The following is a 25,527-nucleotide window of genomic DNA, read 5'->3' on the forward strand; positions in this document are numbered from 1 at the left end:
TCTACACCCAGCCCTGAATCCGCTCGAACGCCGCCCCATGCGGGAAGGTGGCGGCCAGCATGTCGGCATCGGCGCCAAACCATTGCGCCAACTCGCGCCCGAGCTGCTCGGTCGCCGTGCTGGGAATCCACACGCCCTGCCCGGCGTCGTCCGGCCCGCCGACCACCAGCTCCGGAAACCGGCCGAGCAGGCGCCCGCCCGGCGTCGGGCCGCCGAGCAGGAACTGGTGGTTGCCCCAGCCATGGTCGGTGCCAGCGCCGTTGCTGGGCAGGTTGCGGCCGAAGTCGCTGGCGCTGAACAGCGCGACCTGGCGCGTCAGGCCCAACTCGGTCAGCGCCGCATGGAAGGCCGTGACCGCGCCGTCGATCTCGCCGAGCAATTCGTTCTGACGCTGCAATTGGTCGTCGCCATGGGTGTCGAAGCCGCCGATGCTGGCAAAGAAGCTCTGACGGCTCAGACCCAGGGTGGTGCGGGCCTTGATGAGGCGCGCCACGGTGGCGAGTTGGCGGCCCAGGCCGGTGTCGGGGAACACGGTCGTCAGCGTGCTGGCCTGCAGGGCGCTGGCGAGCACGCGCTGGTTCTCGATGGAACGGCCCAGCACCTGCAGCCAGGTCTGCTCGAACGGATCCTGGCGCGCTTCGGCGAGTGTGGCGCTGACGGCTTGGGACAGCGGGTCGCTGCCGCTCGGGTTGTAGAAGTCCAGGCCGAACTGGCCGTTCGATGAAACGCGGTAGGGCGTCAGGCCCTGGTCGCCGCCCTGCCAGAGGTTGCTGCCCGCCACGCTGATGGCGGCATAGCCGCGGTTGGCGCTGCCTGCGGCCACAGTGCGCTCCAGCAGGCGCCCGCCCCAGCCGTGGCGGCCGGGGGCTTCGACCATGGCGCTCTGCCAGCCGAGTTGCTGGTCGGAGTGCGAGTACAGGTTGTAGGGCAAGGGCACGCTGCGCGCCTGGAACTGGGCCTTGCTGGTGGGCACCAGCAGCGGGCCGATGTTGGCGACGAAGGCGGCTTCACCGCGGTTCACCAGGCCCTGCAGGCCGGGCATGGCCGGGTGCAGGCCATAGCTCTGGCCGCTGCTGTTGCGGAACTGCAGCGGCAGCAGGCTGGCCTGCGCCAGGGCCAGATTGGGCCGGGCGCGCTGATAGCCGGCCCAGCGGGAATCGGTGGGCACCAGCAGGTTGTTGCCGTCGTTGCCGCCGAACAGGAAGAGGCAGACCAGGGCCTTGTAGTCGCCGGCCGGCGGGGCCGTCTGGGCCAGGGCCTGCAGGGCCGGCCAGGGGGTCAGGGCGGCGCTGGCGCCGAGTTGCAGCAGGTGGCGTCGCTTCATGGGCTACCCCTTAGTGCTGAGTGACGAAGTCGGGGGACATCGCCATCAAGGTCAATGCCGAACGCACGCGGGCCTTGGGGTCCTTGGCCGGCAAGGCCTGCAGCAGGGTCAGCAGGCGCTGGCGGGTGCTGGGGCTCATCTGCAGGGTGAAGAACAGCAGGTCCAGGCGGTCCACCAGGGTGGGCGGGTCGGCGGCCAGGGCTTCCAGTGGCGCAAGGTCCAGGGCCAGGCGGTGCTGCTCCGGCCAGCCGTAGCTACCGCTCTTGAACAGGTAGTAGAAGAAGTTCAGCGAGCCGGCGGCGCTGGTTTCGGTGGTGATCTGGAACTCGGGCGCCACCATGGCCGATTGCGTGAGCGGCCCGGCCGGGCGGTAGGCCGGGGCGTAGAAGTTGAAGACCGAGGGCGCCAGCAGCGGGCTCTGCCCCAGGCCTTCGTCGGCGCTGTCCAGGTAGTGAATGCGGTTCTGGCCGCTGGGGCTCTTGGCATCGAGTGCGCGGAGCAGATGGGCGAAGCGCAGCACGGGCTCGCGCAGCTTGCCGAAGCGGGCGTTGGGGGCGGCGCTGCGGGCTTCGGTGTCGAGCAGCACGGCGCGCAGCACCGCGCGCAGGTTGCCGCGCACGCCGGCACCATCGTTGACGAACACGGCCGCCACCCGGCCCACGTAGGCGGCGCTGGGGTTGCTGGTGACGAGGCGCTGGATCAGCTGCTTGCTGAAGAAGGGCGGCACATTGGGGTGGGCAAAGATGCAATCCAACGCGTCCTTCAGGTCCTGCTCCGCGCTCTGGCCGGCGGGCAACACCTTGCCGTCCAGCAGGGTCTTGGCGGCCGTGGAATGCCAGGCCGGCCAGGCCTTCATGGGCGCGCTCCAGAGCGCATCGACTTCGTCGTCGTGGTGGTGGAAGGCCTTGCTGTCGGCGGTGTTCAGGCCCCCATGGCCCCAGCCGGTGAAGACCTTGGCAAAGCCGCGAATCTCGGCCTCGCCATAGGTGTTGATGGGCTGGCCGTTGGCGTCGGGTTTGACCGTGCCGTCGGGGTTCAGCTGCACCAGGCCGATGGAGAACAGCTGCAGCACTTCGCGCGCGTAGTTCTCATTCGGGTGGGTGCCCTTGGCGGGATCTTCCTTCTCGCTCTCCAGCATGTTCAGGTAGTAGCCCATGGCCGGGTGCAGGGTCACGGCCTCCAGCAGCTCGCGCCAGTTGCCGAAGGCGTGGCGGTTCAGCATGTCCATGTAGCTGCTCATCGCGGGCGGGCGGATGTCGGGCGCGATGTTGCTGATGACGAAGATCTGCAGCAGGGCCCAGCTCATGCGCGCGCGCAGCGGGTCCTCGCCCTGCAGCCATTGCTGCCACACGGCCTCGTAGCTCATCTCCTCGCTCAGCTTGGGGCGCTCGCCCGGCTTCTGATCGCGGCCGCGCTGGGTTTCCAGGTAAGCCAGATGCGAGACCGTGGGCCGCGCGAACTGCTGGTTCAGCCAGGCCTCGAAGCCCTGGTCCACCAGGGCATCGACTTCGGCGGCGCTGCGCGGGCCGAAAGCGGCCTGGGTCAGGAAGCGGGCGGCATCGCGGCGCGTGGGGGGTATGGCCGGTGGCGCAGGAGGTGGCGCGGGGGATGGTGAAGGCGCCGGGGCAGGAGTCGGTGCGGGGGTGGGCGGCGGCGTCGGCACGGGGGTCGGCGCGGGCGCAGGCGGCGCGCTGGCCGAGCCACCGCCGCCACAGGCGCTCAGCAAGGCGCCGGCCGCCAGCAGCGGCGCCAGGGCCGCGGAAAGGTCTTCAAGGGCGTGCCCGCTTGGCGAAGGGGCGGCCGTCTCAGCGGGCGGATGCGGGGTTTGAGGCTCCACGGCGCAACTCCGGCTTGGCGAAGCGCCCACTCTGCGCGCGCGGCGGCTGCGCAGGTGTCAGCGTGTGTGAATGCGCTGCGTCAAAGCGCTTCGGGCTGCAGCCCGGTCATGCCCCAGGCAGGGGGTTGATGCGCGAGGGGGGTGATCCACCCGCCATCAAGGCCGGTAAGGCACCCCCGGCACATGCCGCGCCCACAGCTCCCCGGCCACGCCCTCACGAATCAGCTGCTCCAGCGCCCGGTCCAGCTGCGGCAGCACCGCCGCCGCGGCGCTCCCCTTGGCTGCCATCAGGTGCTTGGTGGGCCCGCGGGCCCAGCGGGCCGGGCTGGCCAGGAGTTGCGGGTGGGTCAGGATGTCCTGCCCGTTGACTTGCATGCCGGCTACTACTTCCAGCTCCTCGGGCACGTAGTCGCACCGGTCGAGCAGCAGCTTTTCGAACAGTTTGGGGTAGCGGTTGACGCCGGTGTCGAGTGCCCCAGCGGCCAGGCCGTAGTGGGCATAGCTGGCGCCGTTCATGCCGCAGCCGCGCAGGCCCTGCAGGTCGGCCGCCAGCTGGGGACGCACCGGGCGACTGGCGCGGGAAAAGACCATGGGCGTGAGCGTCATGTAGGGCATGGAGAAGGCGTAGACCTGGGCCCGTGTGTCGCTGTAGTAGCCGCCGAGGGCGAAATCGATCTGACCGCGTTCCGCCGACAACAGGCAACGCGCCCAGGGCTGGTCCGTCACGAAGCGCAGGGGCTGGCCCGCACGGCGGAACACCTGGCTGAACAGGTCCATGGAGAAAGTGGGCTGCACCTCGGCTGCCGGCGGGGTGGCCGAGGCTGCAGAGCCCTGTGGCGCCGGCTTCGGATCCACGCACACGGTGAGCGTGCGCTCCTGCGCCTGCGCCGCCCCGGCCGAGCCGAGCACGCAGGTCAGCACCAGGGAGGGAAGCCTTGCCATCGGGGCAGTCTAAGAGCCTGCTGGCGGGCCCCCGGTAGGATGTACCCCCTCGCGCCGCCCTGCCCCGGGCGGCGTTTGGCTTTTTGCTTGAGCATTTCGTGATCACCCTGCGCAACCTCACCCTCCGCCGCGGCACCAAGATCGTCTTGGACGACGCCACCGTCACCCTGCAACCCGGGGAGCGCATCGGCCTGGTGGGCGCCAACGGCGCCGGCAAGTCCAGCCTGTTCGCCCTGCTGGCCGGGCGCCTGCAGGCAGACAAAGGCGATGCGGAGATGCCGCCCACCTGGCGGCTTTCCGAGGTGGCGCAGCACCTGCCCGAGACCGAACAGGGCGCCACCGACTTCGTGCTCGACGGCGACCTGACGCTGCTGAAGGCGCGCCAGCTGCTGGCCGAAGCCGAGGCCGCGCATGACGGCCTGAAGATGGCCGAGGCGCACGCCGCGCTGCAAGACGCCGGCAGCTTCGACGCCCGGCCGCGCGCGCAGAGCCTGCTGCTGGGCCTGGGCTTCAAGGTGGACCAGCTGGACGCGCCGGTGAACAGCTTTTCCGGCGGCTGGCGCATGCGCCTGCAGCTGGCGCGCACGCTGATCAACCCGGCGGAGCTGATGCTGCTGGACGAACCCACCAACCACCTGGACCTGGACGCGCTGGTGTGGCTGGAAGGCTGGCTCTCGCGCTACCCCGGCACGCTGCTGGTGATCAGCCACGACCGCGAGTTTCTGGACGCCATCACCCGCGTGACCCTGCATCTGGAGCACGCCAAGCTGACGCGCTGGGGCGGCAACTACACCACCTTCGAGACCCTGCGCGCCCAGGCCCAGGTGCTGCAGCAGGCCAGCTTCGAGAAGCAGCAGGACCGCATCAAGCACCTGCAGCACTTCATCGACCGCTTCAAGGCCAAGGCCACCAAGGCCAAGCAGGCGCAAAGCCGCGTCAAGGCGCTGGAGCGCATGGAAAAGCTGGCGCCGGTGCTGGCCGCCGCCGATTTCGCCTTCGAATTCCGCGAGCCCGCCAACCTGCCCAACCCGATGCTGGCGATCAGCGACCTGGCCTGCGGCTATGGCGACACCGCCATCGTGCGCAAGATCGACCGCACCGTGTTGGCCGGGCAGCGCATCGGCATCCTGGGCGCAAATGGTCAGGGCAAGTCCACGGTGGTGAAGACCATCGCGCGCACCATGCCACCGCTGGCCGGCACCATCACCGAGGGCAAGGGCCTGACGATCGGCTATTTCGCCCAGCAGGAGCTGGACGTGCTGCGGCCCGAGGAAGGCCCGCTGGCGCATATGGTGCGGCTGGCCAAGGAGGTCAGCCCGCAGGCGCGCGAGCAGGAGCTGCGCGATTTCCTCGGCCAGTTCCGATTTACCGGGGACATGGTCAGCCAGGAAGTCGGATCGCTCAGCGGTGGCGAGAAGGCGCGCCTGGTGCTGGCCATGCTGGTGTGGCAGCGCCCCAACCTGCTGCTGCTGGACGAACCCACGAACCACCTGGACCTGCAGACGCGCGAGGCACTCTCCATCGCGCTGAACGAGTTCGAGGGCACGGTGATGCTCGTCAGCCACGACCGCGCGCTGCTGCGTGAGGTTTGCGACGAATTCTGGCTAGTGGCCGACGGCGCTCTCAAGCCCTTCGACGGCGACCTGGACGACTACCAGCGCTGGCTGAACGAACGCGCCCGCGAGGAGGCCAAGGCCCTGCGCGCGGCCGCCGCGCCCGCACCCAGCGCGGACGACGCCCCCGCCGCCACCCAGCGCGAGGACCGCAAGGCCGCCGCCCAGGCGCGCGCCAAGCTGGCGGACCAGACGCGCCCGCTGCGCAAGGAGATCGAGGCCATCGACAAGAAGCTGGTGCAGCTGGGCCAGGAGCGCGAAGGCCTGGAGACCGAGCTGGCCACCGGCACGCTGGACCCCGGCGCGATCGCCAACTGCGGCCGGCGCCTGAAGGCGATTGCCGATGAGACCGATTCGCTGGAGCAGCGCTGGCTGGAGCTGAGCGAGCAGATCGAGGCCGCCACGGCGGCCGCCGGTCTGTGAGCTTCTGAGCAAGACCGCACGGTTCGTGCGGTCTTGTCCTGAGATTGAATTGCGCACAATTAAATTGCCAACTACAGTTCGCTCCATGCCAGCCAAGCACCGCGCCAAGCCCAGCACCGCCGCCACCGAGTGGCTGCGCCTGGACCGTCAGCTCTGCTTCGCGCTGTACTCCGGCTCGCTGGCCATGACCAAGCTCTACAAGCCCCTGCTGGCGCCGCTGGGCCTGACCTACCCGCAGTACCTGGTGCTGCTGGTGCTGTGGGAGCAGGACGAGCAGGCCGTGAGCCAGCTGGGCGAGCGCCTGGCGCTGGATTCCGGCACCCTGACCCCGCTGCTCAAGCGCCTGGAAGCCGCGGGCCTGCTGGTGCGCAGCCGCGATGCTGCCGACGAACGCCGAGTGCTGGTGCGCCTCACGCCGGCCGGCCAGGCGCTGCAAGCCCGGGCACTGGACATTCCCCATCAACTGGCCTGCGCCAGCGCCTGTTCGCTGGACGAATTGCAGGCTTTGACGCAACGCCTGCACCAGCTGCGCGAACAGCTGCTGCAGGCACAGATCCCCACCGCCGCTTGAACCCGGCAATCACCCCCAAAGGAAACACCATGGCTCTCGACAAAGTCGTCTACACCGCTACCGCCACCACCACCGGCGGCCGCAATGGCAAGTCCAGCACCGGCCCGCTGGAGCTGACTCTGGCCAAGCCGGTCGAAATGGGCGGCAACGGCCAGGGCACCAACCCCGAGCAACTGTTCGCGGCCGGCTACTCGGCTTGTTTCATGGGCGCCATGGGCGCCGTGGCCGGCAAGCTGGGTCTGGCCGTGCCGGCCGACGCCAAGATCGACGCCGAGGTGGACTTTGGCCCGAAGGGCGCCGGCTATGGCATCGGCGTGCGCATGGCCATCAGCCTGCCCGGCCTGGAGCGTGAGGCAGCCGAAAAGCTGGTGGCCACGGCCCACCAAGTCTGCCCCTACAGCAATGCCACGCGCGGCAACATCGACGTGGTGCTGACCGTCGTCTGAGCGGTTTTCACCGCCCAGCAAAGGCGCCCACGGGCGCCTTTTTTCATGGCGCCATGACGTTCGTAACCCGGCACTGTTCCTCTCACGCTCGGGTGAGCGAACACCCTATGGTGGCGGCATGACTCTGCCCCGCCTCCTTCCCCTCGCCCTTGCCCTGCTCAGCTGCGCGGCCGCCGCGCAAGATGCCAAGCCCAAGGCTTGGAACGTCAACCAAGCCCCGGGCCAGGCCCGCCACGTAAGCATCGACGTGCGCAGCGGCACCTGGATGAGCGTGGACGTCAGCCCCGATGGCAAGCAGGTGCTGTTCGACCTGCTGGGTGATCTGTACGTGCTGCCGATTGAGGGCGGCCAGGCCCAGGCGCTGACGCATTCCGTGGCCTGGGAGATGCAGGCGCGCTTCTCGCCCGACGGGCAGAAGATTGCCTTCATCAGCGACGCCGGCGGCGGCGACAACGTCTGGGTGATGAACCGCGACGGCAGCGGTGCCAAGGCCCTCAGCACCGAGGACTACCGGCTGCTGAACAACCCGAGCTGGCACCCGAGCGGCCAGTACATCGCCGCGCGCAAGCACTTCACCGGCACGCGTTCGGCCGGATCGGGCGAGATCTGGCTCTACCACCTGGACGGCGGCAAGGGCGTGCAGCTCAACGAGAAGCCGAACTGGCAAAAGGACCTGGGCGAGCCCGCGCTCTCGCCCGATGGCCGCTACCTGTACTACTCAATGGACGCCACGCCCGGCCGCGTGTTTGAGTACAACAAAGATTCGAACAAGGAGATCTTCCGCATCGTGCGGCAGGACCTGCAGGACGGCACGAGCGAGCCCTTGGTCAGCGGCCCGGGTGGCGCCATCCGGCCCACGCCCTCGCCCGACGGGCGCTACCTGGCCTTTGTGCGCCGGCTGCGCTCGGAGCAGGACCAGGGCCAGTCGATGCTCTTCCTGAAGGACCTGCACAGTGGCCGCGAGTGGCCGGTGTGGGGCCCGCTGGAGCGTGATTTGCAGGAGTCCTGGTCCTACTACGGCGTCTACCCCGCCTTTGCCTGGATGCCGGACAGCAAGGAACTGGTGCTGTGGGCACGCGGCAAGCTGTGGCGGGTGGATCCGTTCAAGAGCGCGGCACGCGAGATCCCCTTCCAGGTGAAGGACACGCGCGAGATCCGCGAGTCGATCCGCTTCGCCCAGGAGGTGGCCCCACCGGAGTTCGATGTGCGCCAGCTGCGCTGGGTGCAGACCGCACCGGATGGCAAGCGTGTCGTTTACTCGGCGCTCGGCCATCTCTACCTGAAGGAGCTGCCGAACGGCCAGCCGCGCCGCCTGACCCAGCAGAACGAGCACTTCGAGCTGTTCCCGAGCTTTTCGCGCGACGGCCAGTCCGTCGTCTACACCACCTGGAACGACGAGAAATTGGGCCAGGTGCGCGTGCGCCACCTGGCCAGCGGGCGCGAGACGGTCGTCACCCAGGAACCGGGCAAGTACCTGCACCCGCGCCTCTCGCCCGATGGCCGCTCGGTCGTCTACCAGAAGGCCAAGGGCGGCTACCTGACCACGCCCTGGCAGGGTCTGGGCCAGGGCCTCTTCATGAGCCGCGTGGATGGCAGCGAGCTGCAGCAGCTCAGCAAGACCGGCCACAGCCCCCAATGGGGCGCGGACAGCAAGGCGGTGTTCTTCACGCGCTCGGGCTCGATCAGCGAGGTCGACAGCGAGCACAAGCTGGTGCGCCTGGATCTGGCCACGCGCGAGGAAACACCCATCGCCAAGGGCGAGTTCGCCTCCGAGTTCACCGTCTCGCCCGATGGCCGCTGGCTGGGCTTCATCGAGCGCTTCCACACCTACATCACGCCCTTGCCGCAGACCGGCAAGCTGCTGACGGTGGGTTCCAAGATGGACGCCCTGCCCGTCAAGCGCCTGGACGTGAACGCCGGGGAATCGCTGCACTGGTCGGGCGACAGCGCTACCCTGCACTACGCACTGGGCGATGAGCTTTTCAGCGTGCCGCGCGCCGCCGCCTATGCCGAAGGCTTCCAGCGCAGCGAGCAGGGGCTCAAGATCGGCTTCCGGCAGGCGGCCGATGCGCCGACCGGCCGCATCGCCTTCCGCGGCGCGCGCATCGTGACGATGCGGGGCGACGAGGTGATCGAGCACGGCGTGCTCGTCACCGAAGGCAAGCGCATCCTGGCCGTGGGCAAGGCGGACGAAGTCAGCATTCCGGCCGGCACGCAGGTCATCGAGGCGCAGGGCAAGACGCTGATCCCCGGCCTGATCGACACCCACTGGCACGGCGCCATGGCCGAGAGCCAGTTCATTCCGCAGCAGAGCTGGGTCAACTACGCCACGCTGGCCTTTGGCGTCACCACCCTGCACGACCCCAGCAACCGCACCTCGGACATCCTGACCGTCAGCGAGATGCAGCGTGCTGGCCAGTTGGTGGGGCCGCGCATCTTCAGCACCGGCACCATCCTGTACGGCGCCAAGGCGGACGTGACGGCCGTCATCAACAACTACGACGACGCCCTCACCCACCTCAAGCGCCTGAAGGCCGCCGGCGCTTTCAGCGTGAAGAGCTACAACCAGCCGCGTCGCGAACAGCGCCAGCAGATCCTGGAGGCGGCGCGCCAGACGAACATGATGGTGGTGCCCGAGGGCGCCTCGCTGTTCCAGCTCAACATGAACCAGGTGGTGGACGGCCACACCACGGTGGAGCATGCGCTGCCCCTGGCCGAGGTGTACGAGGACGTCAAGCAGCTGTGGTCGCAGACCGCCGTGGGCTACAACCCGACGCTCAATGTGGCCTATGGCGGCCTGGACGGCGAGCACTACTGGTACGCGCACACCGAGGTCTGGCGCCACCCCATCCTGAGCCGCTTCGTGCCGCGCTCGGTGCTGGAGCCGCGCAGCGTGCGCCGCCTCACCGCGCCCGAGCAGGACTTCAATGTGCTGCGCGTGGCCCGCACCGCCACCGAGCTGCAGCGCGCCGGCGTGCGCACCAGCATTGGCGCGCACGGCCAGCGCGAGGGCCTGGGCGCCCACTGGGAGATGTGGATGCTGGGCCTGGGCGGCATGACCCCGCTCGAGGCCCTGCGCAGCGCCACGCTCAACCCGGCGCAGACGCTCGGCCTGGACAAGGACATCGGCTCGCTGGAGCCCGGCAAGTTGGCCGATGTGGTGGTGCTGGACGGCGATGTGCTCAAGGACATCCGCCAGAGCGACCGCATCGCCCAGGTTATGGTGGGGGGGCGCCTGTACGAGCTGCCCACCATGAACGAAATCGGCCACCGACCCAAGCCGCGCAAGCCCTTCTTCTTCGAAGGCCTGAGCGGCGAGCAGGGCCAGGTGCCCGTCCACGAGGACGCGCTTGACGATTCGATGGGAGTCGGCCATGTCTGTAAGCACTGAGACTCGTCTGAACCGGACCGCCAGCGTGGCGGCCCTCGCCTTGCTGCTGCAGGCTTGCGGCGGAGGCGGCGGAGGCGGTGCGCCGACACCCCCGCCGCCCCCGCAATCGCTGCCGGGCTTGGATGATCCGAATGTCTATTCCTCGAACGCCAATGCCTCGCTGCCCGGTGCCACCGAGGCCGCGGCCGTTACCCAGCACAGCCTCAGCCTGGGCGGCCAGACCCTGAACTACCAGGCCACCGCCGGCCACCTGCTCGCGCGCGAGATCGGCGCGGCGCAACGGCCGCAGGCGGCGGTGTTCTACGTCGCCTACACCCTGCCCGGCGCCAACGCGGCGACGCGGCCGGTCACCTTCTTCTACAACGGCGGCCCGGGTTCGGCGTCGGTCTGGCTGCAGCTCGGGTCGTTCGGCCCCAAGCGCCTGGTCAGCGGCGTACCCGAAACCACCGCCGCCCGCCCCTTCCCGCTGGTGGACAACGCCGACAGCCTGCTGGCGCAGACCGATCTGGTGTTCGTCAACGCGGTGGGCAGCGGCCGCTCGCAGGCCATTGCCCCCTTCACCAACCGCAGCTTCTGGGGCGTGAACGAGGACGCCGGCCTGTTCCGCGACTTCATCCGCCGCTACATCGAGGTCAACAGCCGCCAGGCCTCGCCCAAATTCCTTTACGGCGAGAGCTATGGCGGGCCGCGCACCGCCGTGCTGGCCCGCCGCCTGCAGGAGGCCAATCTGCCCATGGACGGGCTGGTCCTGCAGTCCCCGGCCATGGACTACAACAGCAATTGCGCGATCTTCGAGCTGCCGCGCGTTTCCTGCGCCGGCTACCTGCCCAGCTACGCCGCCGTGGGGGCCTGGCACCGGCTGAGCCAACCCGTTCCGTCGGACCTGGATGCGTGGACCAGCCAGGCGCGCCAGTTCGCCGCCCAGAGCTACGAGCCCGCCGCGCAAGCCTTCCTGACGAGCGCCAGCACCACCCCGGCGCTATGGCCCCAACTGGCCAACCTGACCGGCCTGGGCGCCACCCATTGGCAGGCGCAGTTCAACCTGCCGCCGACCTACTACCGCCAGAACCTGCTGCCCGGCCAGCTCATCGGCCGCTACGACGGCCGCATGCTGGCGCCGGTGGGCAGCGCCCTGGCCGCCGAGGGCGACCCCTCCAGCACCTGGATCGGCGGCAGCTTCGCCACCGCCATCAACACCCACCTGAGCAACGACCTGCAGTACCGCAACGGCTCGGCCTATGTGCTGCTGAGCAACGCCATCGAAGTCTGGAACTTCAGCTACGGGGGGCGCGACCTGCCCGACACCATCCCTGATCTCGCGTGGACGCTGCAGCAGAACCCGCGGCTGCGCGTGCTGGCCATCAGCGGCTACCACGACCTCGCCACGCCCTTCTTCCGCACCGAGCAGGACCTGGCGCGCCTGAACAGCAACCGCGTGCAGGTGCGCAACTACCCCGGCGGCCACATGAGCTTCCTGGACGACGCGACACGCATGCGCCAGAAGGCGGATCTGGTCAGCTTCTACGCCGAGGTACTGGCCGCGCGCGGTGCGGCGGCCGGCAGCGGGCCACAGCGGCAGGCGTCCGCCGCAGCGCCGCAGCGCCCCTACCCGGACCAGGCCGGCAGCTTGCCGCTACCGGGCTTCAAACGGGCCACACCAGAGCCGGAGTTCCAGGCGCCGATGCTGGATCCGTGGGTGCCGCCGCGAGGAACTGACAAAACCCCTCTCAAAGCACCCGATTGACCGCGGCATGCCAGGCGGCCATACGTTTCGCCGCCTGCTCCCGCGCCATCTGCGGCTCGAACCGCCGCCCCGCAATGGAAGCCGGCGCCAGCAACACCCCAGCCTGCGCCGCCGCCAGGGCCGCCGCCCCGTAGGCGGTGCTTTCCACCAGCGCCGGCCGCCACACCGGCACGCCGAGCAGATCGGCCTGCCACTGCATCAGCAGGTCGTTCGCGCTGGCGCCGCCGTCCACGCGCAGTTCGCTCAGCGCAATGCCGGCAGCGCTGGCGTCCTTCACCATCGCCTCCAGCACGTCGGCGCTTTGGAAGGCGATCGATTCGAGTGCCGCGCGGGCGATTTGCGCCTGGCCGCTACCGCGGGTCAGGCCCAGGATGGCGCCGCGCGCTTCGGCATTCCAGTACGGCGCCCCCAGGCCGGTGAAGGCCGGCACGACGATGACACCGCCGCTGTCGGGCACCGAGCGGGCCAGGGTCTCGACCTCGGCGCTGCTGGCGAACATCTGTAGGCCGTCGCGCAGCCACTGCACCACGGCGCCGCCCATGAAGACACTGCCTTCCAGCGCGAACTGCGCTTGGCTGCCGATCTGCGCGGCCCGCGTAGTCAGCAGGCCATGCTGCGACTGCAGCGCCTCGGCGCCGGTGTGCATCAACAGGAAGCAGCCCGTGCCATAGGTGTTCTTGGCCTGCCCCGGCTGGGTGCAGCCCTGACCAAAGAGCGCAGCTTGCTGGTCACCGGCCACGCCGCCGATGGCGATGGAGCCCCCCAGCAAGCTGGTGTGGCCGTAGTCGGCGGCGGAGGGGCGGATCTCGGGCAGCAAAGCGCGTGGGATGTTGAAGAGGCGCAGCAGCTCCTCGTCCCAGGCGCCGCTGCGCAGGTTCATCAGCAGGGTGCGACTGGCGTTCGTCACATCGGTGGCGTGCACGCGGCCTTCGGTCAGGCGCCAGAGCAGCCAGCTGTCGATGGTGCCCGCGGCCAGTTCGCCGCGCTCGGCACGCGCGCGCCAGTCGGGGTGCTGCTGCAGCCACCAGGCGATCTTGGTGGCGCTGAAGTAGGGGTCGAGCGTCAGGCCGGTGCGCTGGCGCACCATTTCCAGATGCCCGGCTTCGCGCAGAGCCTGGCAGGCGGCGGCGGTGCGGCGGTCCTGCCAGACGACGGCGCGCGTCAGCGCCTTGCCTGTGGCGCGCTCCCAGAGCACGACGGTCTCGCGCTGGTTGGTCAGGCCGATGGCCGCCACATCGGCCGGGCGCCGGCCGGCCAGCGCCTGGCGGGCGGTGTCCAGCTGGGTGGCCCAGATGGCCTCGGGATCGTGCTCAACCCAGCCGGGCTGCGGGAAGTGCTGCTCGAAGGGCTGCTGGGCCTGCGCCTGGATCCGGCCCTGCAGGTCAAAGAGCAGCGCGCGCGAACTGGTGGTGCCTTGGTCCAGCGCCAGCACATGGGTCATGACGAACTCCTCAATAGCCGTTGGGGTTCATGGACTGCCAGCGCCAGGCGTCGGCGCACATCTGTTCCAGGGTGTGCGTGGCCTGCCAGCCCAGCTCGGCCTGTGCCTTGGCGGGGTCGGCCCAGCTTTGCGCGGCGTCGCCCGGGCGGCGTGGGGCGATGTGGTGGGCAATCGGCTTGCCGGCAGCGGCCTCGAAGGCGCGCAGCACCTCCAGCACCGAGTGCCCCCGGCCGGTGCCGAGGTTGAAGGTGTGCAGACCCGCCTTGCCATGCACATGGCGCAGTGCGGCCAGGTGGCCGGCGGCCAAGTCCATCACATGGATGTAGTCGCGCACGCCAGTGCCGTCGCCGGTGGGGTAATCGTTGCCGAACACGGCCAGCGATTCGCGCCGGCCCACGGCCACCTGGGCGATGAAGGGCATGAGGTTGTTGGGAATGCCCTGCGGGTCTTCGCCCATGCGCCCGCTGGGGTGGGCACCCACCGGGTTGAAGTAGCGCAGCGCACACAGGCTCATGCCATTGCCGGGGGCTGCGGCCAGGTCGGTGAGGATCTGCTCGACCATCAGCTTGCTGCGGCCGTAGGGGTTGGTGGTGCCGGTGGGGGCGTCCTCGCGCAGCGGCATGGTCTCGGCCATGCCGTAGACGGTGGCCGAGCTGCTGAACACCAGGGTGCCCACGCCCTCGTCGCGCATCGCGGCGAGCAGGCTGAGCGAACCCTGGACGTTGTTGTCGAAGTATTCGAGCGGCTTCTCGACCGACTCCCCCACCGCCTTCAGGCCGGCGAAATGCATCACCGCCTCGATGCCGACATCGCGCAGCACACGGCGCAGCAAGGCGCCGTCGCGAACATCGCCCTCCACCAGCGCCGGCTTGCGGCCGCACAGCTCGGCCACGCGCTCCAGGGCCACCGGCGAGCTGTTGCTGAAGTTGTCCAGCACCACCGGCTGGTGGCCGGCCTCGATCAGCTGCAAGGTGGTGATGGAGCCGATGAAACCGGCCCCGCCGGTGACGAGCACGCGCATGAAGGACTTCCTTCTCGTTCTGGGGATTGCGATTGTGCGAGCGGCCGATTCCGCGCCGATGCGGGGCGCACAATCCCGCCCCGCCATGAACGTGATCATCCTTGACGATTACCAGGACGCCGTGCGCAAACTGCACTGCGCCACCAAGCTTGAGGTCGAGGGCATCCAGGCCAAGGTGTTCACCAACACCGTCAAAGGCATCGGCCAGCTGGCCGTGCGCCTGCGCGACGCCGATGTGCTGGTGCTCATCCGCGAACGCACCGCCTTCCCCCGCCAGCTGCTGGAAAAGCTACCCCGGCTCAAGCTGATCGCCCAGACCGGCCGGGTGGGCTCGCACATCGACGTCGAGGCCTGCACCCGCCTCGGGATTGCCGTGGCCGAGGGCGTGGGCTCGCCCCATGCGCCGGCCGAGCTGACCTGGGCGCTCATCATGGCCGCCATGCGGCGCCTGCCGCAGTACATCGGCAACCTCAAGCACGGCGCCTGGCAGCAAAGCGGCCTGAAGTCAGCCTCGATGCCGCCCAACTTCGGCATCGGCCTGCTGCTGCAGGGCAAAACCCTGGGCATCTGGGGCTACGGCAAGATCGGCCAGCTGCTGGCCGGCTACGGCAAGGCCTTCGGCATGCAGGTGCTGGTGTGGGGCAGCGAAGCCTCGCGGCTCAAGGCCATGGCCGATGGCTACCAGGCGGCCGAAAGCCGCGAGGCCTTCTTTGCCGGCTGCGACGTGCTGAGCCTGCACCTGCGCCTGAACGAGGCCACGCGCGGCCTGGTGACGCTGGAAGACTTTGCGCTGATGAAGCCCAGTGCGCTGTTCGTCAACACCTCACGCGCCGAGCTGGTGGCCGAGAACGCGCTGGTGGCGGCGCTGAACCGAGGCCGCCCCGGCATGGCGGCAGTGGATGTGTTCGAGAGCGAGCCCATCCTGCAAGGCCACCCGCTGCTGCGCCTGGAGAACGCCGTCTGCACGCCGCACATTGGCTATGTGGAGCAGGCCAGCTACGAGCTGTACTTCGGCGCCGCGTTCGACAACGTCGTCGCCTTCCTGCGCGGGCAGCCGCAGAACCTGGTGAACCCGGACGCGCTGAAGGTCAGCCGTTGAACGCACCGCGCTCACCCTGGCAACTGGCCTGGGTGTGCAACCGCCTGGCCCTGCAGGGTTTCGGCGGCATCCTGGCGGTGGCCCAGCATGAATTCGTCGAGCGCGAGCGCTGGCTGAGCGACGCCGAGTTCCTGGAGCTGATGGCCGCCGCCCAGGTGCTGCCCGGCCCCAACGTCATCAACCTGGCCATCATGCTCGGCCAGCGCCACTTCGGCTGGCGCGGCGTGCTGGCGGTGCTGGGCGGCATGCTGTTGGTGCCGGGCCTGCTGGTGATTGCGCTGGCGGCGCTGGCCAGCCAGCAACTGCACCGGCCCGAGGTGCAGGGCGCGCTGCGCGGCATGGGCTTGGTGGCCGCCGGATTGCTGCTAGGGGCCAGCTGGAAGCTGGCCCTGCCGCTGCGCCGCTCCCCCCTGGGGCCCTGGGCCGTGGCGGTGCTCGCTGCAGCCAGCCTGCTGCTCAGCGCCTGGCTGCGCTGGCCGCTGGTGGCGGTGGTGCTGCTGGTGGGCGGGCTGGGCATGGCCTGGGCGGCGCGCCGGGCGCGGCGCCCATGAGCTGGAGCGAGCTGGCGGCCGTGGCCGGGCAGTTCGCCCTGCTCTCGCTGCTGTCGATCGGCGGCGTGAACGCCATCCTGGCCGACTCCCAGCGCATCCTGGTGCTGCAGCGCGGCTGGCTGGACGAAGCCGGCTTCGCGCAGGCCGTGGCCCTGGGCCAGGCGGCACCGGGCCCGAACATCATGGTGGTGGGGGTGCTGGGGTGGATGGCCGCCGGGCCGGCCGGCCTGCTGGCCTGCCTGGGCGGGGTGCTGCTGCCCTCCACCTTGCTGGTGTGGCGCTACGCGCGCTGGGCCGAGGCCAACCGCCAGCACCCGCTGCTGCAGGCCTTCCAGCGCGGCTGCGCGCCGCTGGTGCTGGGGCTTTCGCTGTCCGGCGCCTGGGTGCTGGTGCAGCCCTACACCCAGGCCGGCTGGCCCGCCTGGGCGCTGGTGGCCGGGGTGGCGCTGGGCAGCGCGCGCAGCAAGCTGCCGCCGCTGGCCTGGTTGGGGCTCGGCGCCGCGGGCGGGGTGTTCGGGCTCTGGTGACTTGGGGGCGCGTCAGGGTCGCAGCTGCAGGCGGTGCAGTGGCGCACCCGGCAGCAGCGGCCCGAAACGCCCGGCCGCCCAGTCGGCGTGGTCGCTCAGGTAGAAGGGCGAGAGCGGGTGGCCGCTGGGGCCGCCGGGCATGGCAAACAGGCCGCGTGCTTCCTCGCCCGGGGCCACCACCAGGCGTTCGCTGGCGCCAAAGCTGCGCGCCTGGGCCCGTGGGGTCAGCGTGTCGCCCACCATCGGCTGGGGTGGTGCGTCCAAGTGGCGGCCCAGCCAGGCCGGCAGTGCGGCGCTCAAGGGGTGGCGCACGCGGATGCTGTCCGTCTCACCCCAGCGTGCATCGGCCAGCCGGCCATGGCGCTGCCGCAGGCGCTCAATCTCCGCATCCACCAGCGCCTGCAGCTCCGGCAAGCCGCCGCGCCAGGCCGCGGGCTGTTCCTCGTAGAGGCGCAGCACGGGTTCATCCCAGCGCGGGTTCAGGGCGGCCAGGCTGAAGTCCTTGGCGTCGCCGCCCGCTTGGGGCAACGAGGGGGCCAGCGCCTGATTGAAGGCCTCCAGAGCGGCCGTGCGCAAACCGCGCACCAGGGTGTAGGCCACGGCATCGGGGCGGGCCTGCAGGGGTGCGTCGATCAGGCGCCGGTACTCGGCGCGCGCCGAACCGGATGCAGCTGCGTCCAGGCGGCGCAGCAACAGCGCCTGCCAGCGCTGCAGCATGGGGGCTTGGTCGTCCAGCGCGATGGCGGCCAGTGCCGCTTCATCGGGGTGGTCAAGTGCGCGCAGGCGCTCGCGCACGCGGGCGGCACGACCCGGAGCGCCGTAGCCGCCATCACCCAGGCGCTCGAAGCCGGCGCCGCCCAGATGCCGGTGGTTGGCGCTCCAGAGTCGGCCATCCGCCGGGTCCTGCAGCTGCGGATGAGGCCCCTCGCCCAGCAGCGGGCCGGCCGGCGTCCAGGCCAGGTGGCCCTGGCGGTCCACCAGCAGCTGGTTCTGCGTCGGGATGCCCAGCCGCGGGGCCAAGGCCAGCGCGGTGGGTACATCGGCGGCGTCTTCCAGCGCCAGCGGCTGCAGATTGACGGCGTCGGGCCGGTAGGCCTGCCAGCGCCGCACATAGGGGCGGCCGTCAAGGCGCTCCACCGGCCCCCAGGGCGAGCTCTCCAGCTCCAGCGCTTGCGGCGCAGCGCCGGCCACGGTCAGGGTGTGGGTCTGGCGCTGCAGCGGCGCCTCGCGGCCATCCGGCCCGCGCCAGCGCCCGTCGCCCGCGGGCTCCAGGGGCAGCAGCTCGAAGGAGCGCACATAGCTGTTGGTGAAACCCCAGGCGATCTGGCCGGTGCTGCCCACCACCAGTGCGGGCATGCCCGGCAGCGTCACCCCCACCCAGTGGCGCTCGCGCCCATCGGCGCCGCGCCAGTGCAGGGCCATGCGGTACCAGGTGTTGGGCAGTCCCAGGCTCAGATGCATGTCATTGGCCAGCAGGCCGGGTTGACCCGGGCGGCGCGCGCCCCCCACGGCCCAGGCGTTGGAGCCGACTTGGCCGGCCTCCCCCGCCATCTGTTGGTGCGGCGCGCCGCCCTGCCCCCAGCCCGGCGGTGGCGCCGGAATCGGGCCGCGCTGCGCAAAGGCCACGCCGTCCAGGGGGGCGTCCAGCTCGGGGATGCCGGCCGCGAGCAGAAAGTCGGCCAGCGGCGCGCCAAGGCGCTCGCGCAGCGCCATCCGCCCACGCAGTTGGCCCAGCTGGTCGGCCTGCAGATTCAGGTACATCGCATAGACCGCGAGGAGGCTGTCGGCCGGCTGCCAGGGGGCCGGCGCCTGGCGCAGCAGCAAGTATTCAGGCGGTCGTGCCCCGAGCGATTGCAGCCCCCTGTTCACCCCCGCCGCGTAGGCCTGCAGGAGGCCCTGTTCCGCGGGCGAGAGCGCCGCGTAAGCCTGCTCGGCCCGCTCCCGAAAGCCGTGGCCGCGCGTGGCCCGGTCGATCTTCAGGCCGGGCGCGCCCACCAGGGCGGCCATTTCACCGGCGGCGGCACGGCGCAGGGTGTCCATCTGGAAGAAGCGGTCCTGCCCATGGGCCACGCCGATGCCGTAGGCGGCATCGCGCCGGTTCGCCGCGTGCACGCTGGCGGTGCCACGCGCATCGCGCTGCAGCTCCACCGGGGCCGCCAGGCCCGGCGCCGGCAGTTCGCCCTGCAGCGGCGGCAGGCTGGCGCGCAGCAGCAGCCAGATGGCCAGCAGCACGGCCAGCAGCAACAGAGCCAGCCCGGCCAGCCCGCGTGCCAGCCAGCGCCGCGTCATTCCTTGGTGCCGAAGATCTTGTCGCCCGCGTCGCCCAGGCCCGGAATGATGTAGCCCTGCTCGTTCAGGTGGCTGTCTATGGCCGCCGTCCAGCAGCGCACCTCGGGGTGGGCCTTGTGCATCGCCGCCACGCCTTCCGGCGCGGCCACCAGCACCAGGGCGCGGATGTCCTTGCAGCCGCGCGCCTTCAGCAGGTCGATGGTGGCGATCATCGAGCCGGCGGTGGCGAGCATGGGGTCGATGATGAGCGCGGTGCGCTCGTCCAACTGGCCCACAAAGCGGTCGAAGTAGTTGACCGGCTTGAGCGTTTCATGATCCCGCGCGAGGCCGACGACCGAGACCTTGGCGTTGGGCAGGATGTCGAGCACGCCGTCCAGCATGCCTAGGCCGGCGCGCAGGATGGGCACCACGGTGACCTTGCGGCCGGCGATCTGGTCCACCTCGGTCGGGCCGCTCCAGCACTCCAGGGTGACCTTCTCGGTCGGGAAGTCGGCCGTGGCCTCATAGGCCAGCAGGCGCGCCACTTCCTGGGTCAGCTCGCGGAACTTCTTGGTCGAGATGTCGGCCTCGCGCAGCAGACCGACCTTGTGTTTGACGAGCGGGTGGGTGACGGCGATCACGGGCATGACTTCAACCTCTCTGGCGCAGGGATTCGTACAGGCAGATGCCGGCCGCGACCGACACGTTCAGCGATTCGACCGCGCCGCGCATGGGGATGCTGACCAGGCGGTCGCAGGTCTTGGCGGTGAGCTGGCGCAGGCCCTTGCCCTCGGCGCCCAGCACCCAGGCCAACGGCCCGGCCAGCGGCGCGGCGTAGATGGAGGACTCGGCCTGGTCGGAGGTGCCGACGCAGACGATGTCGCGCTCCTTCAGCTCGCCCAGCGTGCGGGCCAGGTTGGTCACCATCAGGTAGGGCACCGATTCGGCCGCACCGCTGGCCACCTTGGCCACCGTGGCGTTCAGGCCCACGGCATGGTCGCGCGGGGCAATCACCGCATGCGCGCCGGCGCCATCGGCCACACGCAGGCAGGCGCCCAGGTTGTGCGGGTCGGTCACGCCGTCCAGCACCAGCAACAGCGGCTGCTCACCGCGCGCCTGCACCTCGTCGAGCAGGTCGTCGAGCGAGTGCTGCTGCTTCAGTGCCTCCACCTTGGCCACCACGCCCTGGTGGCGGTCGGTGCGGGCCAGGCGGTCCAGCTGGAGGGGCTCGGTCTCGGCCACCTTGATGCCGGCCTCGGCGGCGCGCGCCAGCAGGCCCTTCATGCGGGCATCGCGACGGCTGGCGTCGAACAGGATCAGCTCGATGCTGGCCGGGGCGATCTTCAATCGCGTGCTGAGGGCGTGGAAGCCGAACAGCACGCTGCGGGGTTTTTCGGTCATGGGTCGATGCTACGGGGCAGCAGCTCGGGTGGTATGGATGAAAGCCAGCACGACGCCGATCAGGATCGGCTGGTGCAGCAGGTAAAAGCTCAGTGGCCACTGCCCCAGGCGCACCAGGTTGAGCGGCGCGCTGCCCTGCAGCCATTTGCGCAGGCTCGCGCTGCGCGCCGCCGCCAAGCCCAGCAGCAGCGGGGCCAGCCAAGGCAGCAGGGGCACATAGTCTTCGGTGACGGGCTTGTGCGTCACCAGGCCCAGCCAGTTGGTCCAGCGGCTGTCAAACAGCGGATGCTGCAGCCACGCGGGCGCCAGGGCACAGGCCAGGGCCAGGGCCAGCAGGGCCGCGGTAGGCAGGCGCGCAGCCCCCCAGCGCGCCAGCGGCAGCATCAGCGCGAAGGCGTGCAGCACGCCGAAGCTGATCCAGGAACGCGGAAACATCAGGGCCGAGCCGGCGCTCACCAGGGCCGCCGCGGCGGCAATCTGCAGCCAGCGGCGCCAGAAGCGCCCGGGCGGCTGGCCGGCCTGCACGGCCAGACCCTGGCCCAGGCCGGCCCAGAACAGGAAGCCCGACAGAATGGCCGTGCGCTGGTGCAGCCAGAGCGGATCTGCGTAAAAGTTCGCTTCAATCAGGCGGAAATGCGCCAGATCGAAACAGAAATGGAAGGCGGCCATCCATAGCATCCAGCCGCCGCGCAGGGCGTCGAGTCGTGCAAAGCGGGGGGTGCTGGCCATGGGGGGCGGCATTGTGCCCCTGTACATTGCGCTGCCCAAAGGGGGATCCCGTGGAACTGGCCGACTTTCAACACCTGGTTCGCGTCAGCGAGCAGGACTGCGCCGCTGATGCCAAACGCTACCGGCGCGCCGTAGCCTGGTTTTCCAGCCTGGGCTATTTGTGGGTGCTGGGCTGCGCGGTACTGGGCCTGGCCCTGCTGGCACTGGTCTGGCAGCGCTACAGCAGCGGGCATGGGCGCTGGACCCTCATCTTCGTGGTGCTGGCGGGCGGGAGCCTGCTGCTCACCAGCGTGCAGGCGCTGTGGCTGCGCCTGCAGCCACCGCCGGGCGAGCCCATCTCGCCCGAGCAGGCGCCCGAGCTGTTCGAAGGCCTGGAGCGCATCCGCAAGGCCATCAAGGGCCCGCGCATCCACCGCGTGCTTGTGAATGCCGAGTTCAATGCCAGCATCGTGCAGATCCCACGCTGGGGCCTGCTGGGCCGGCCCGAGAACCATCTGGTCATCGGGCTGCCTCTGCTGTATGCGCTGGAGCGCCGCCGTGCCTTGGCCGTGCTGGCGCATGAGTACGGCCATCTGCGCGGTGGCCACGGCAGCTTCAGCGCCTGGATTTACCGCACCCGCATGGCCTGGCAGCGCCTGGCCGAGCGCCTGGAGCACGACGACGGCCTGGTGGCCGCCGCCAGCCGGCGCTTCTTCGCCTGGTACGCACCGCGCTTCGTGGCCAAGAGCTTTGCGCTCGCGCGCCAGGACGAATACGAGGCCGACAAGGTGGCGCAGAAGCTGCTGGGCGCCGAGGTGATGGAGGCGGCGCTCAAGGAGATCGAGATCAAGGGCGCCTGGCTGGCCTCCGAGTTCTGGCCCTGGCACTGGCGCCGCGCGCAGCGCCACGAGCAGCCCAAGGGGCCGATGCATGCGCTCAAGCGCAAATTGCATGAACCGCCGGAGCCGCGCTTCGCCCAGTCCGCCCTGGAGCAGGCCTGGCGCCGCCTGGCCCAGGTGGACGACACCCACCCGGCGCTGCGCGAGCGCATCGAGGCCCTGCAGCCGCAGGCGCTGCGCAGCCTGCCGAGCTGGTCGCGCGACTCCGCGCTCAAGCTGCTGACGCGCGAAACCGCCGAGCAGCTGGCCGAGCGCTTCGATGCCCAGTGGCAGCACGACAACGCGGCCGACTGGAAGCTCTACCGCCAGGACCTGCTGCGCTGGGCCGCACGGCGCGACGCCCTGCTGCAGCAGCACGACCGCAGCCCTGATGAGCACGTGGAGCTGGCGCGCCTGAGCCAGCGCCTGGACCCTGAGACCGATGTGCGCGGCCCCTACTTCGCCGCCCTGGCCGCCGCACCCGACCACGCCGAGGCCCTGCGCGGCCTGGCCCTGGCCCTGCAGGACAGCGACCGCGATCAAAGCTTGGCGATTGCCCAGCATCTGTACGAGACCGGCCCGGCGCATCGCTGGTGGGCGGCGCGCCATGCGGTGGGGCTGCTGGAACACCCGGTGGACGACGTGGAGACCTTGAAGCGCTGGCGCCAGCGCCTGGCCGAGGCCAGCGCGGTGGAAGACGAAGCCTGGCGCGACCTGATGGAGAGCGACTGGCTGCAGCACAGCCGCCCACCCGACCTGAGCGAGTTCGAGACCGAAGACCTGGTGCACGCGCTGCGTCGCGAGAGCGCCATCGCCGGCGCCTGGATCTGCTGCAAGACCGTCAAGGCCTTCCCCTGGCGGCGCTGCTACCTGCTGGTACTGGACCTTCCGCATTGCGATGCCGCCGAGGCCCAACAGCTGAGCCAGCAGTTGGTGCGCCACCTGCCCCTGCCCGGCCCCTGCCTGATCGGCGCGGTGCAGTTCGGCATCGATCCCCGCCAGGCGCCGCTGCAGGCGCTGAAGATTCGCTAAGCCGGATGAGCCTCGCCCTCGTTCAATCCCTCGAGATCCGGCTGCGTCCGGTGCAGGCCGGCCAGATTGCCGGCTGGTTGCGCCGCGGCTGGCAGGATTTCTGCGCCTGCCCCCTGGCCGGCCTGCTGCATGGCGCCGCCATGGCGGCCTTTGGCCTGGCCCTGCTGGCGCTGGCCGGCAACCGCTTCTGGCTGCTGGCCGGCGCCTTCAGCGGCTTCCTGCTCGTGGCGCCACTGGCGGCCACGGGCCTCTACGCCATCAGCAGGGCGCGCGCACGTGGCCAGCCGACGGGGCTGGCCGTGGCGCTGCGCATGTGGATCCCCAACAAGCCGGTGCTGATCGGCTTCGGCCTGCTGCTGGCCCTGGCCGGCACCGGCTGGGTGCTGACGTCGGCGGCGCTCATCACCGCCTTCGCCCCTGGCCCGGTGAACAGCCCGAGAGACTTCCTGCAGTTGGTGGTGTTGGCCCGCGAAGGCCATCTGTTCGAGCTCTGGATGGCGCTGGGCGCGCTGCTGGCCGCGCCGGTGTATGCCAGTTCGGTGGTCTCCATCCCGCTGCTGCTGGACCGCCGCGTGGGCCTGTGGAGCGCCGTGCTCACGAGCTGGCGCGTGGTGCTGGCCGCTCCCGGTGTGCTGGGCCTGTGGGCGGCGCTGCTGGTGCTGCTGAGCCTGTTGGCCATGCTGCCCCTGCTTCTGGGCCTGCTGGTGCTGGCACCCTGGCTGGCGCATGCCAGCTGGCACGCCTACACCGAGCTGGTGGACGCCAGCGCCTTGGCTGAAAGACGCTGATGGGCGGCTACACCGAGGCGGAGATCGCCCAGTTCGGCCTCACCTTCGGGGTGAGCGCCTTCATGCTTTACATGGTCTTCATCATTGCCCAGCTGGCGCGGGAATCGAAGGCCGGCAAGTTCGGCACCTTTGTGCTCTTCCTGGCACTGGGCTTCGGCCTGCTGGGCTTTGCCATCAAGGGCGTCATCAAATGGATTTTGGGTGGCGATTGACTTGAGTTCGCCGCCACCAGCCCCAACTCTCGCATCCCCTTCCCTGACCCGCCCTCGCATGACCGCGCTCACCCGCCCCCTGCGCCGCGCTCTCTTCCCTGCCCTTCTCTCTCTGACCCTGCTGGGCGGCATCGCCGCCAGCGGCCTGATTCCCGGCCTCGCGCTGGGGCGGCCCGAGGTGCAGCCGCGCGCCGTCACCCCGCGCGGCCCGCTGGAGGCGGACGAGCTCAACCACATCCGCATCTTCAAGACGATTTCGCCCTCGGTGGTGCACATCACCACCACCGCGGTGCAGCGCGACTTCTTCGCCCGCCCGGTGGGCGAGGTACCGCGTGGCACGGGCTCGGGCTTTGTCTGGGACGAGCAGGGCCATGTGGTGACGAATTTCCACGTCATCCAGGGCGCGGAGGGCGTCAAGGTCACGCTGGCTGACCAGACCGAGCTGCCGGCCAAGTTCGTTGGCGCCTTCCCGGATCGCGACCTCGCCGTGCTGAAGGTCGATCTGCCCGCCAACAAGCACCCGCCCATTCCGATCGGCAGCAGCCGCGAGCTGGTGGTGGGGCAAAAGGTCTATGCCATCGGCAACCCCTTCGGCCTGGACTTCACGCTGACCACCGGCATCGTCTCGGCGCTGAACCGCGAGATCGAGTCGGTGACGCGCCGCGCCATCCGCGGTGCCATTCAGACGGACGCGGCCATCAACCCAGGCAATTCCGGCGGTCCGCTGCTCGACTCCGCCGGGCGGCTGATCGGCGTCAACACCGCCATCTATTCGCCCAGCGGCGCCAGCGCCGGCATCGGCTTCGCCATACCGGTGGACGAGGTGAACCGCATCGTGCCGCGCCTGATCCGCGACGGCCGCTTCGTGCGGCCGGTACTGGGCATCACGCCGCTGGACGAGCGCTGGACCCAGGCCCTGCAGCGCCGCATGGGCCTGCCCAAGGGCGTGGCCCTCGTGGGCGTGGCACCCGGCGGGCCGGCTGCACGCGCAGGCCTTCGGCCCTTTACGCAAAACCGCCAGGGGGTCATTGAGCCGGGCGACGTCATCACCGCCGTGAACGACGCCGCCGTGGACGACTTCGACGACCTGCTGACCGAACTGGAAAAGCGCCAGGCCGGCGACACCGTGCGCCTGACGGTGTGGCGCGAGGGCCGCAACCGCAGCTTGAGCGTGGTCGTGCGCGCCGGCGATTGAGGCCAAGGAGGCTGTCGGGCTTTGGGAGTGCCCCGCGTTCGGTCGCCCAGGGGCCGGACGCAAGGCGCCGGCGCGCAGCCGGACTCGCGTCCGGCAAGCGCTGGCAACGCAGCAG

General features: G+C 70.2%; 21 protein-coding genes. 12 read left to right on the top strand and 9 right to left on the bottom strand.

What is annotated here, in order from left to right; translation table 11 throughout:
* Window position 1 precedes the first annotated feature (1 nt).
* The 3 genes from ACE3QP_RS10235 to ACE3QP_RS10245 all read right to left on the bottom strand — a co-directional run bounded on the left by ACE3QP_RS10235 (window position 2) and on the right by ACE3QP_RS10245 (window position 4,103).
* Complete coding sequence (locus ACE3QP_RS10235; RefSeq protein ID WP_374435782.1) at window positions 2–1,324, bottom strand: DUF1501 domain-containing protein; 1,323 nt, start codon at window positions 1,322–1,324, stop codon at window positions 2–4.
* Window positions 1,325–1,334: 10 nt separating this feature from the next.
* Window positions 1,335–3,161, bottom strand: a complete 1,827-nt coding sequence (locus ACE3QP_RS10240) for a DUF1800 family protein (RefSeq protein WP_374435784.1) — start codon at window positions 3,159–3,161, stop codon at window positions 1,335–1,337.
* Window positions 3,162–3,317: 156 nt separating this feature from the next.
* The gene (locus ACE3QP_RS10245; protein WP_374435785.1) at window positions 3,318–4,103 is read right to left on the bottom strand and encodes a substrate-binding periplasmic protein; all 786 of its coding nucleotides are present in this window, start codon (window positions 4,101–4,103) and stop codon (window positions 3,318–3,320) included.
* Window positions 4,104–4,201: 98 nt separating this feature from the next.
* On the opposite strand from ACE3QP_RS10245, the gene ACE3QP_RS10250 reads away from it, so the two are divergent.
* The 5 genes from ACE3QP_RS10250 to ACE3QP_RS10270 all read left to right on the top strand — a co-directional run bounded on the left by ACE3QP_RS10250 (window position 4,202) and on the right by ACE3QP_RS10270 (window position 12,291).
* Complete coding sequence (locus ACE3QP_RS10250; RefSeq protein WP_374435787.1) at window positions 4,202–6,139, top strand: ABC-F family ATP-binding cassette domain-containing protein; 1,938 nt, start codon at window positions 4,202–4,204, stop codon at window positions 6,137–6,139.
* 85 nt (window positions 6,140–6,224) lie between these two features.
* Complete coding sequence (locus ACE3QP_RS10255) at window positions 6,225–6,710, top strand: MarR family winged helix-turn-helix transcriptional regulator (RefSeq protein WP_374435789.1); 486 nt, start codon at window positions 6,225–6,227, stop codon at window positions 6,708–6,710.
* Window positions 6,711–6,739: 29 nt separating this feature from the next.
* On the top strand, window positions 6,740–7,156 hold the full coding sequence (locus ACE3QP_RS10260) for an organic hydroperoxide resistance protein (RefSeq protein WP_374435791.1): 417 nt from the start codon (window positions 6,740–6,742) through the stop codon (window positions 7,154–7,156).
* A 118-nt stretch (window positions 7,157–7,274) separates the two neighbouring features.
* The gene (locus ACE3QP_RS10265) at window positions 7,275–10,547 is read left to right on the top strand and encodes an amidohydrolase family protein (protein ID WP_374435792.1); all 3,273 of its coding nucleotides are present in this window, start codon (window positions 7,275–7,277) and stop codon (window positions 10,545–10,547) included.
* The gene (locus ACE3QP_RS10270) at window positions 10,531–12,291 is read left to right on the top strand and encodes a S10 family peptidase (RefSeq protein ID WP_374435794.1); all 1,761 of its coding nucleotides are present in this window, start codon (window positions 10,531–10,533) and stop codon (window positions 12,289–12,291) included. The genes ACE3QP_RS10265 and ACE3QP_RS10270 overlap by 17 nt, the downstream gene beginning before the upstream one ends.
* Here ACE3QP_RS10270 and glpK read toward each other — a convergent pair.
* Both glpK and galE read right to left on the bottom strand, forming a co-directional pair.
* Window positions 12,275–13,732: a glycerol kinase GlpK gene (glpK, locus tag ACE3QP_RS10275; RefSeq protein ID WP_374435795.1), complete on the bottom strand. Its 1,458-nt coding sequence runs from the start codon at window positions 13,730–13,732 to the stop codon at window positions 12,275–12,277. The two genes, ACE3QP_RS10270 and glpK, sit on opposite strands and share 17 nt — an antisense overlap.
* A gap of 10 nt (window positions 13,733–13,742) precedes the next feature.
* Window positions 13,743–14,753 carry a UDP-glucose 4-epimerase GalE gene (gene galE, locus ACE3QP_RS10280; protein WP_374435797.1) on the bottom strand — a complete coding sequence of 337 codons (1,011 nt, stop codon included), beginning with the start codon at window positions 14,751–14,753 and terminating at the stop codon, window positions 13,743–13,745.
* Between the two features lie 85 nt (window positions 14,754–14,838).
* Between galE and ACE3QP_RS10285 the strand changes: the two genes are divergently transcribed.
* The 3 genes from ACE3QP_RS10285 to ACE3QP_RS10295 are packed head-to-tail and all read left to right on the top strand — an operon-like array spanning window position 14,839 to window position 16,930.
* The gene (locus ACE3QP_RS10285; RefSeq protein WP_374435799.1) at window positions 14,839–15,852 is read left to right on the top strand and encodes a D-2-hydroxyacid dehydrogenase family protein; all 1,014 of its coding nucleotides are present in this window, start codon (window positions 14,839–14,841) and stop codon (window positions 15,850–15,852) included.
* Window positions 15,849–16,403 (top strand): chromate transporter, encoded by a 555-nt coding sequence (locus ACE3QP_RS10290; RefSeq protein ID WP_374435801.1) that lies wholly within the window; start codon window positions 15,849–15,851, stop codon window positions 16,401–16,403. The genes ACE3QP_RS10285 and ACE3QP_RS10290 overlap by 4 nt, the downstream gene beginning before the upstream one ends.
* A complete protein-coding gene (locus ACE3QP_RS10295; protein WP_374435803.1) occupies window positions 16,400–16,930 on the top strand; it encodes a chromate transporter in 531 nt (176 codons plus the stop codon). Before ACE3QP_RS10290 ends, ACE3QP_RS10295 begins: the two co-directional genes overlap by 4 nt.
* A gap of 12 nt (window positions 16,931–16,942) precedes the next feature.
* On the opposite strand, the gene ACE3QP_RS10300 is transcribed toward ACE3QP_RS10295, so the two are convergent.
* From ACE3QP_RS10300 to ACE3QP_RS10315, 4 genes are read right to left on the bottom strand one after another with little or no spacing between them, the layout of a single operon-like run.
* On the bottom strand, window positions 16,943–19,219 hold the full coding sequence (locus ACE3QP_RS10300) for a penicillin acylase family protein (RefSeq protein WP_374435804.1): 2,277 nt from the start codon (window positions 19,217–19,219) through the stop codon (window positions 16,943–16,945).
* Complete coding sequence (upp, locus tag ACE3QP_RS10305; protein ID WP_374435806.1) at window positions 19,216–19,845, bottom strand: uracil phosphoribosyltransferase; 630 nt, start codon at window positions 19,843–19,845, stop codon at window positions 19,216–19,218. The genes ACE3QP_RS10300 and upp overlap by 4 nt, the downstream gene beginning before the upstream one ends.
* A gap of 4 nt (window positions 19,846–19,849) precedes the next feature.
* The gene (rlmB, locus tag ACE3QP_RS10310) at window positions 19,850–20,599 is read right to left on the bottom strand and encodes a 23S rRNA (guanosine(2251)-2'-O)-methyltransferase RlmB (protein WP_198109141.1); all 750 of its coding nucleotides are present in this window, start codon (window positions 20,597–20,599) and stop codon (window positions 19,850–19,852) included.
* 9 nt (window positions 20,600–20,608) lie between these two features.
* On the bottom strand, window positions 20,609–21,328 hold the full coding sequence (locus ACE3QP_RS10315) for a DUF1624 domain-containing protein (protein ID WP_374435808.1): 720 nt from the start codon (window positions 21,326–21,328) through the stop codon (window positions 20,609–20,611).
* Between the two features lie 50 nt (window positions 21,329–21,378).
* Here ACE3QP_RS10315 and ACE3QP_RS10320 point away from each other — a divergent pair, with 50 nt between their 5' ends.
* From ACE3QP_RS10320 to ACE3QP_RS10335, 4 genes are read left to right on the top strand one after another with little or no spacing between them, the layout of a single operon-like run.
* Entirely contained in the window at window positions 21,379–23,217 is a 1,839-nt protein-coding gene (locus ACE3QP_RS10320; protein ID WP_374435810.1) for a M48 family metalloprotease, read from the top strand.
* A 5-nt stretch (window positions 23,218–23,222) separates the two neighbouring features.
* A complete protein-coding gene (locus tag ACE3QP_RS10325) occupies window positions 23,223–24,005 on the top strand; it encodes a DUF2189 domain-containing protein (RefSeq protein WP_374435812.1) in 783 nt (260 codons plus the stop codon).
* Window positions 24,005–24,217 (top strand): DUF2788 domain-containing protein, encoded by a 213-nt coding sequence (locus ACE3QP_RS10330; protein ID WP_374435814.1) that lies wholly within the window; start codon window positions 24,005–24,007, stop codon window positions 24,215–24,217. The genes ACE3QP_RS10325 and ACE3QP_RS10330 overlap by 1 nt, the downstream gene beginning before the upstream one ends.
* Before the next feature lie 58 nt (window positions 24,218–24,275).
* Window positions 24,276–25,412 (top strand): S1C family serine protease, encoded by a 1,137-nt coding sequence (locus ACE3QP_RS10335; RefSeq protein ID WP_374435816.1) that lies wholly within the window; start codon window positions 24,276–24,278, stop codon window positions 25,410–25,412.
* The last annotated feature ends 115 nt before the right edge of the window (window positions 25,413–25,527 follow it).

Source organism: Inhella sp., from assembly GCF_041912635.1.
Classification (GTDB): domain Bacteria; phylum Pseudomonadota; class Gammaproteobacteria; order Burkholderiales; family Burkholderiaceae_C; genus Inhella.

Coding starts and splice junctions, on each gene's coding strand:
- ACE3QP_RS10235 (WP_374435782.1), bottom strand. CDS start 1,324: ATGAAGCGACGCCACCTGCTGCAACTCGGCGCCAGCGCCGCCCTGACC.
- ACE3QP_RS10245 (WP_374435785.1), bottom strand. CDS start 4,103: ATGGCAAGGCTTCCCTCCCTGGTGCTGACCTGCGTGCTCGGCTCGGCC.
- ACE3QP_RS10255 (WP_374435789.1), top strand. CDS start 6,225: ATGCCAGCCAAGCACCGCGCCAAGCCCAGCACCGCCGCCACCGAGTGG.
- ACE3QP_RS10260 (WP_374435791.1), top strand. CDS start 6,740: ATGGCTCTCGACAAAGTCGTCTACACCGCTACCGCCACCACCACCGGC.
- ACE3QP_RS10265 (WP_374435792.1), top strand. CDS start 7,275: ATGACTCTGCCCCGCCTCCTTCCCCTCGCCCTTGCCCTGCTCAGCTGC.
- ACE3QP_RS10270 (WP_374435794.1), top strand. CDS start 10,531: ATGTCTGTAAGCACTGAGACTCGTCTGAACCGGACCGCCAGCGTGGCG.
- glpK (WP_374435795.1), bottom strand. CDS start 13,732: ATGACCCATGTGCTGGCGCTGGACCAAGGCACCACCAGTTCGCGCGCG.
- galE (WP_374435797.1), bottom strand. CDS start 14,753: ATGCGCGTGCTCGTCACCGGCGGGGCCGGTTTCATCGGCTCCATCACC.
- ACE3QP_RS10285 (WP_374435799.1), top strand. CDS start 14,839: ATGAACGTGATCATCCTTGACGATTACCAGGACGCCGTGCGCAAACTG.
- ACE3QP_RS10295 (WP_374435803.1), top strand. CDS start 16,400: ATGAGCTGGAGCGAGCTGGCGGCCGTGGCCGGGCAGTTCGCCCTGCTC.
- ACE3QP_RS10300 (WP_374435804.1), bottom strand. CDS start 19,219: ATGACGCGGCGCTGGCTGGCACGCGGGCTGGCCGGGCTGGCTCTGTTG.
- upp (WP_374435806.1), bottom strand. CDS start 19,845: ATGCCCGTGATCGCCGTCACCCACCCGCTCGTCAAACACAAGGTCGGT.
- rlmB (WP_198109141.1), bottom strand. CDS start 20,599: ATGACCGAAAAACCCCGCAGCGTGCTGTTCGGCTTCCACGCCCTCAGC.
- ACE3QP_RS10315 (WP_374435808.1), bottom strand. CDS start 21,328: ATGGCCAGCACCCCCCGCTTTGCACGACTCGACGCCCTGCGCGGCGGC.
- ACE3QP_RS10325 (WP_374435812.1), top strand. CDS start 23,223: ATGAGCCTCGCCCTCGTTCAATCCCTCGAGATCCGGCTGCGTCCGGTG.
- ACE3QP_RS10330 (WP_374435814.1), top strand. CDS start 24,005: ATGGGCGGCTACACCGAGGCGGAGATCGCCCAGTTCGGCCTCACCTTC.
- ACE3QP_RS10335 (WP_374435816.1), top strand. CDS start 24,276: ATGACCGCGCTCACCCGCCCCCTGCGCCGCGCTCTCTTCCCTGCCCTT.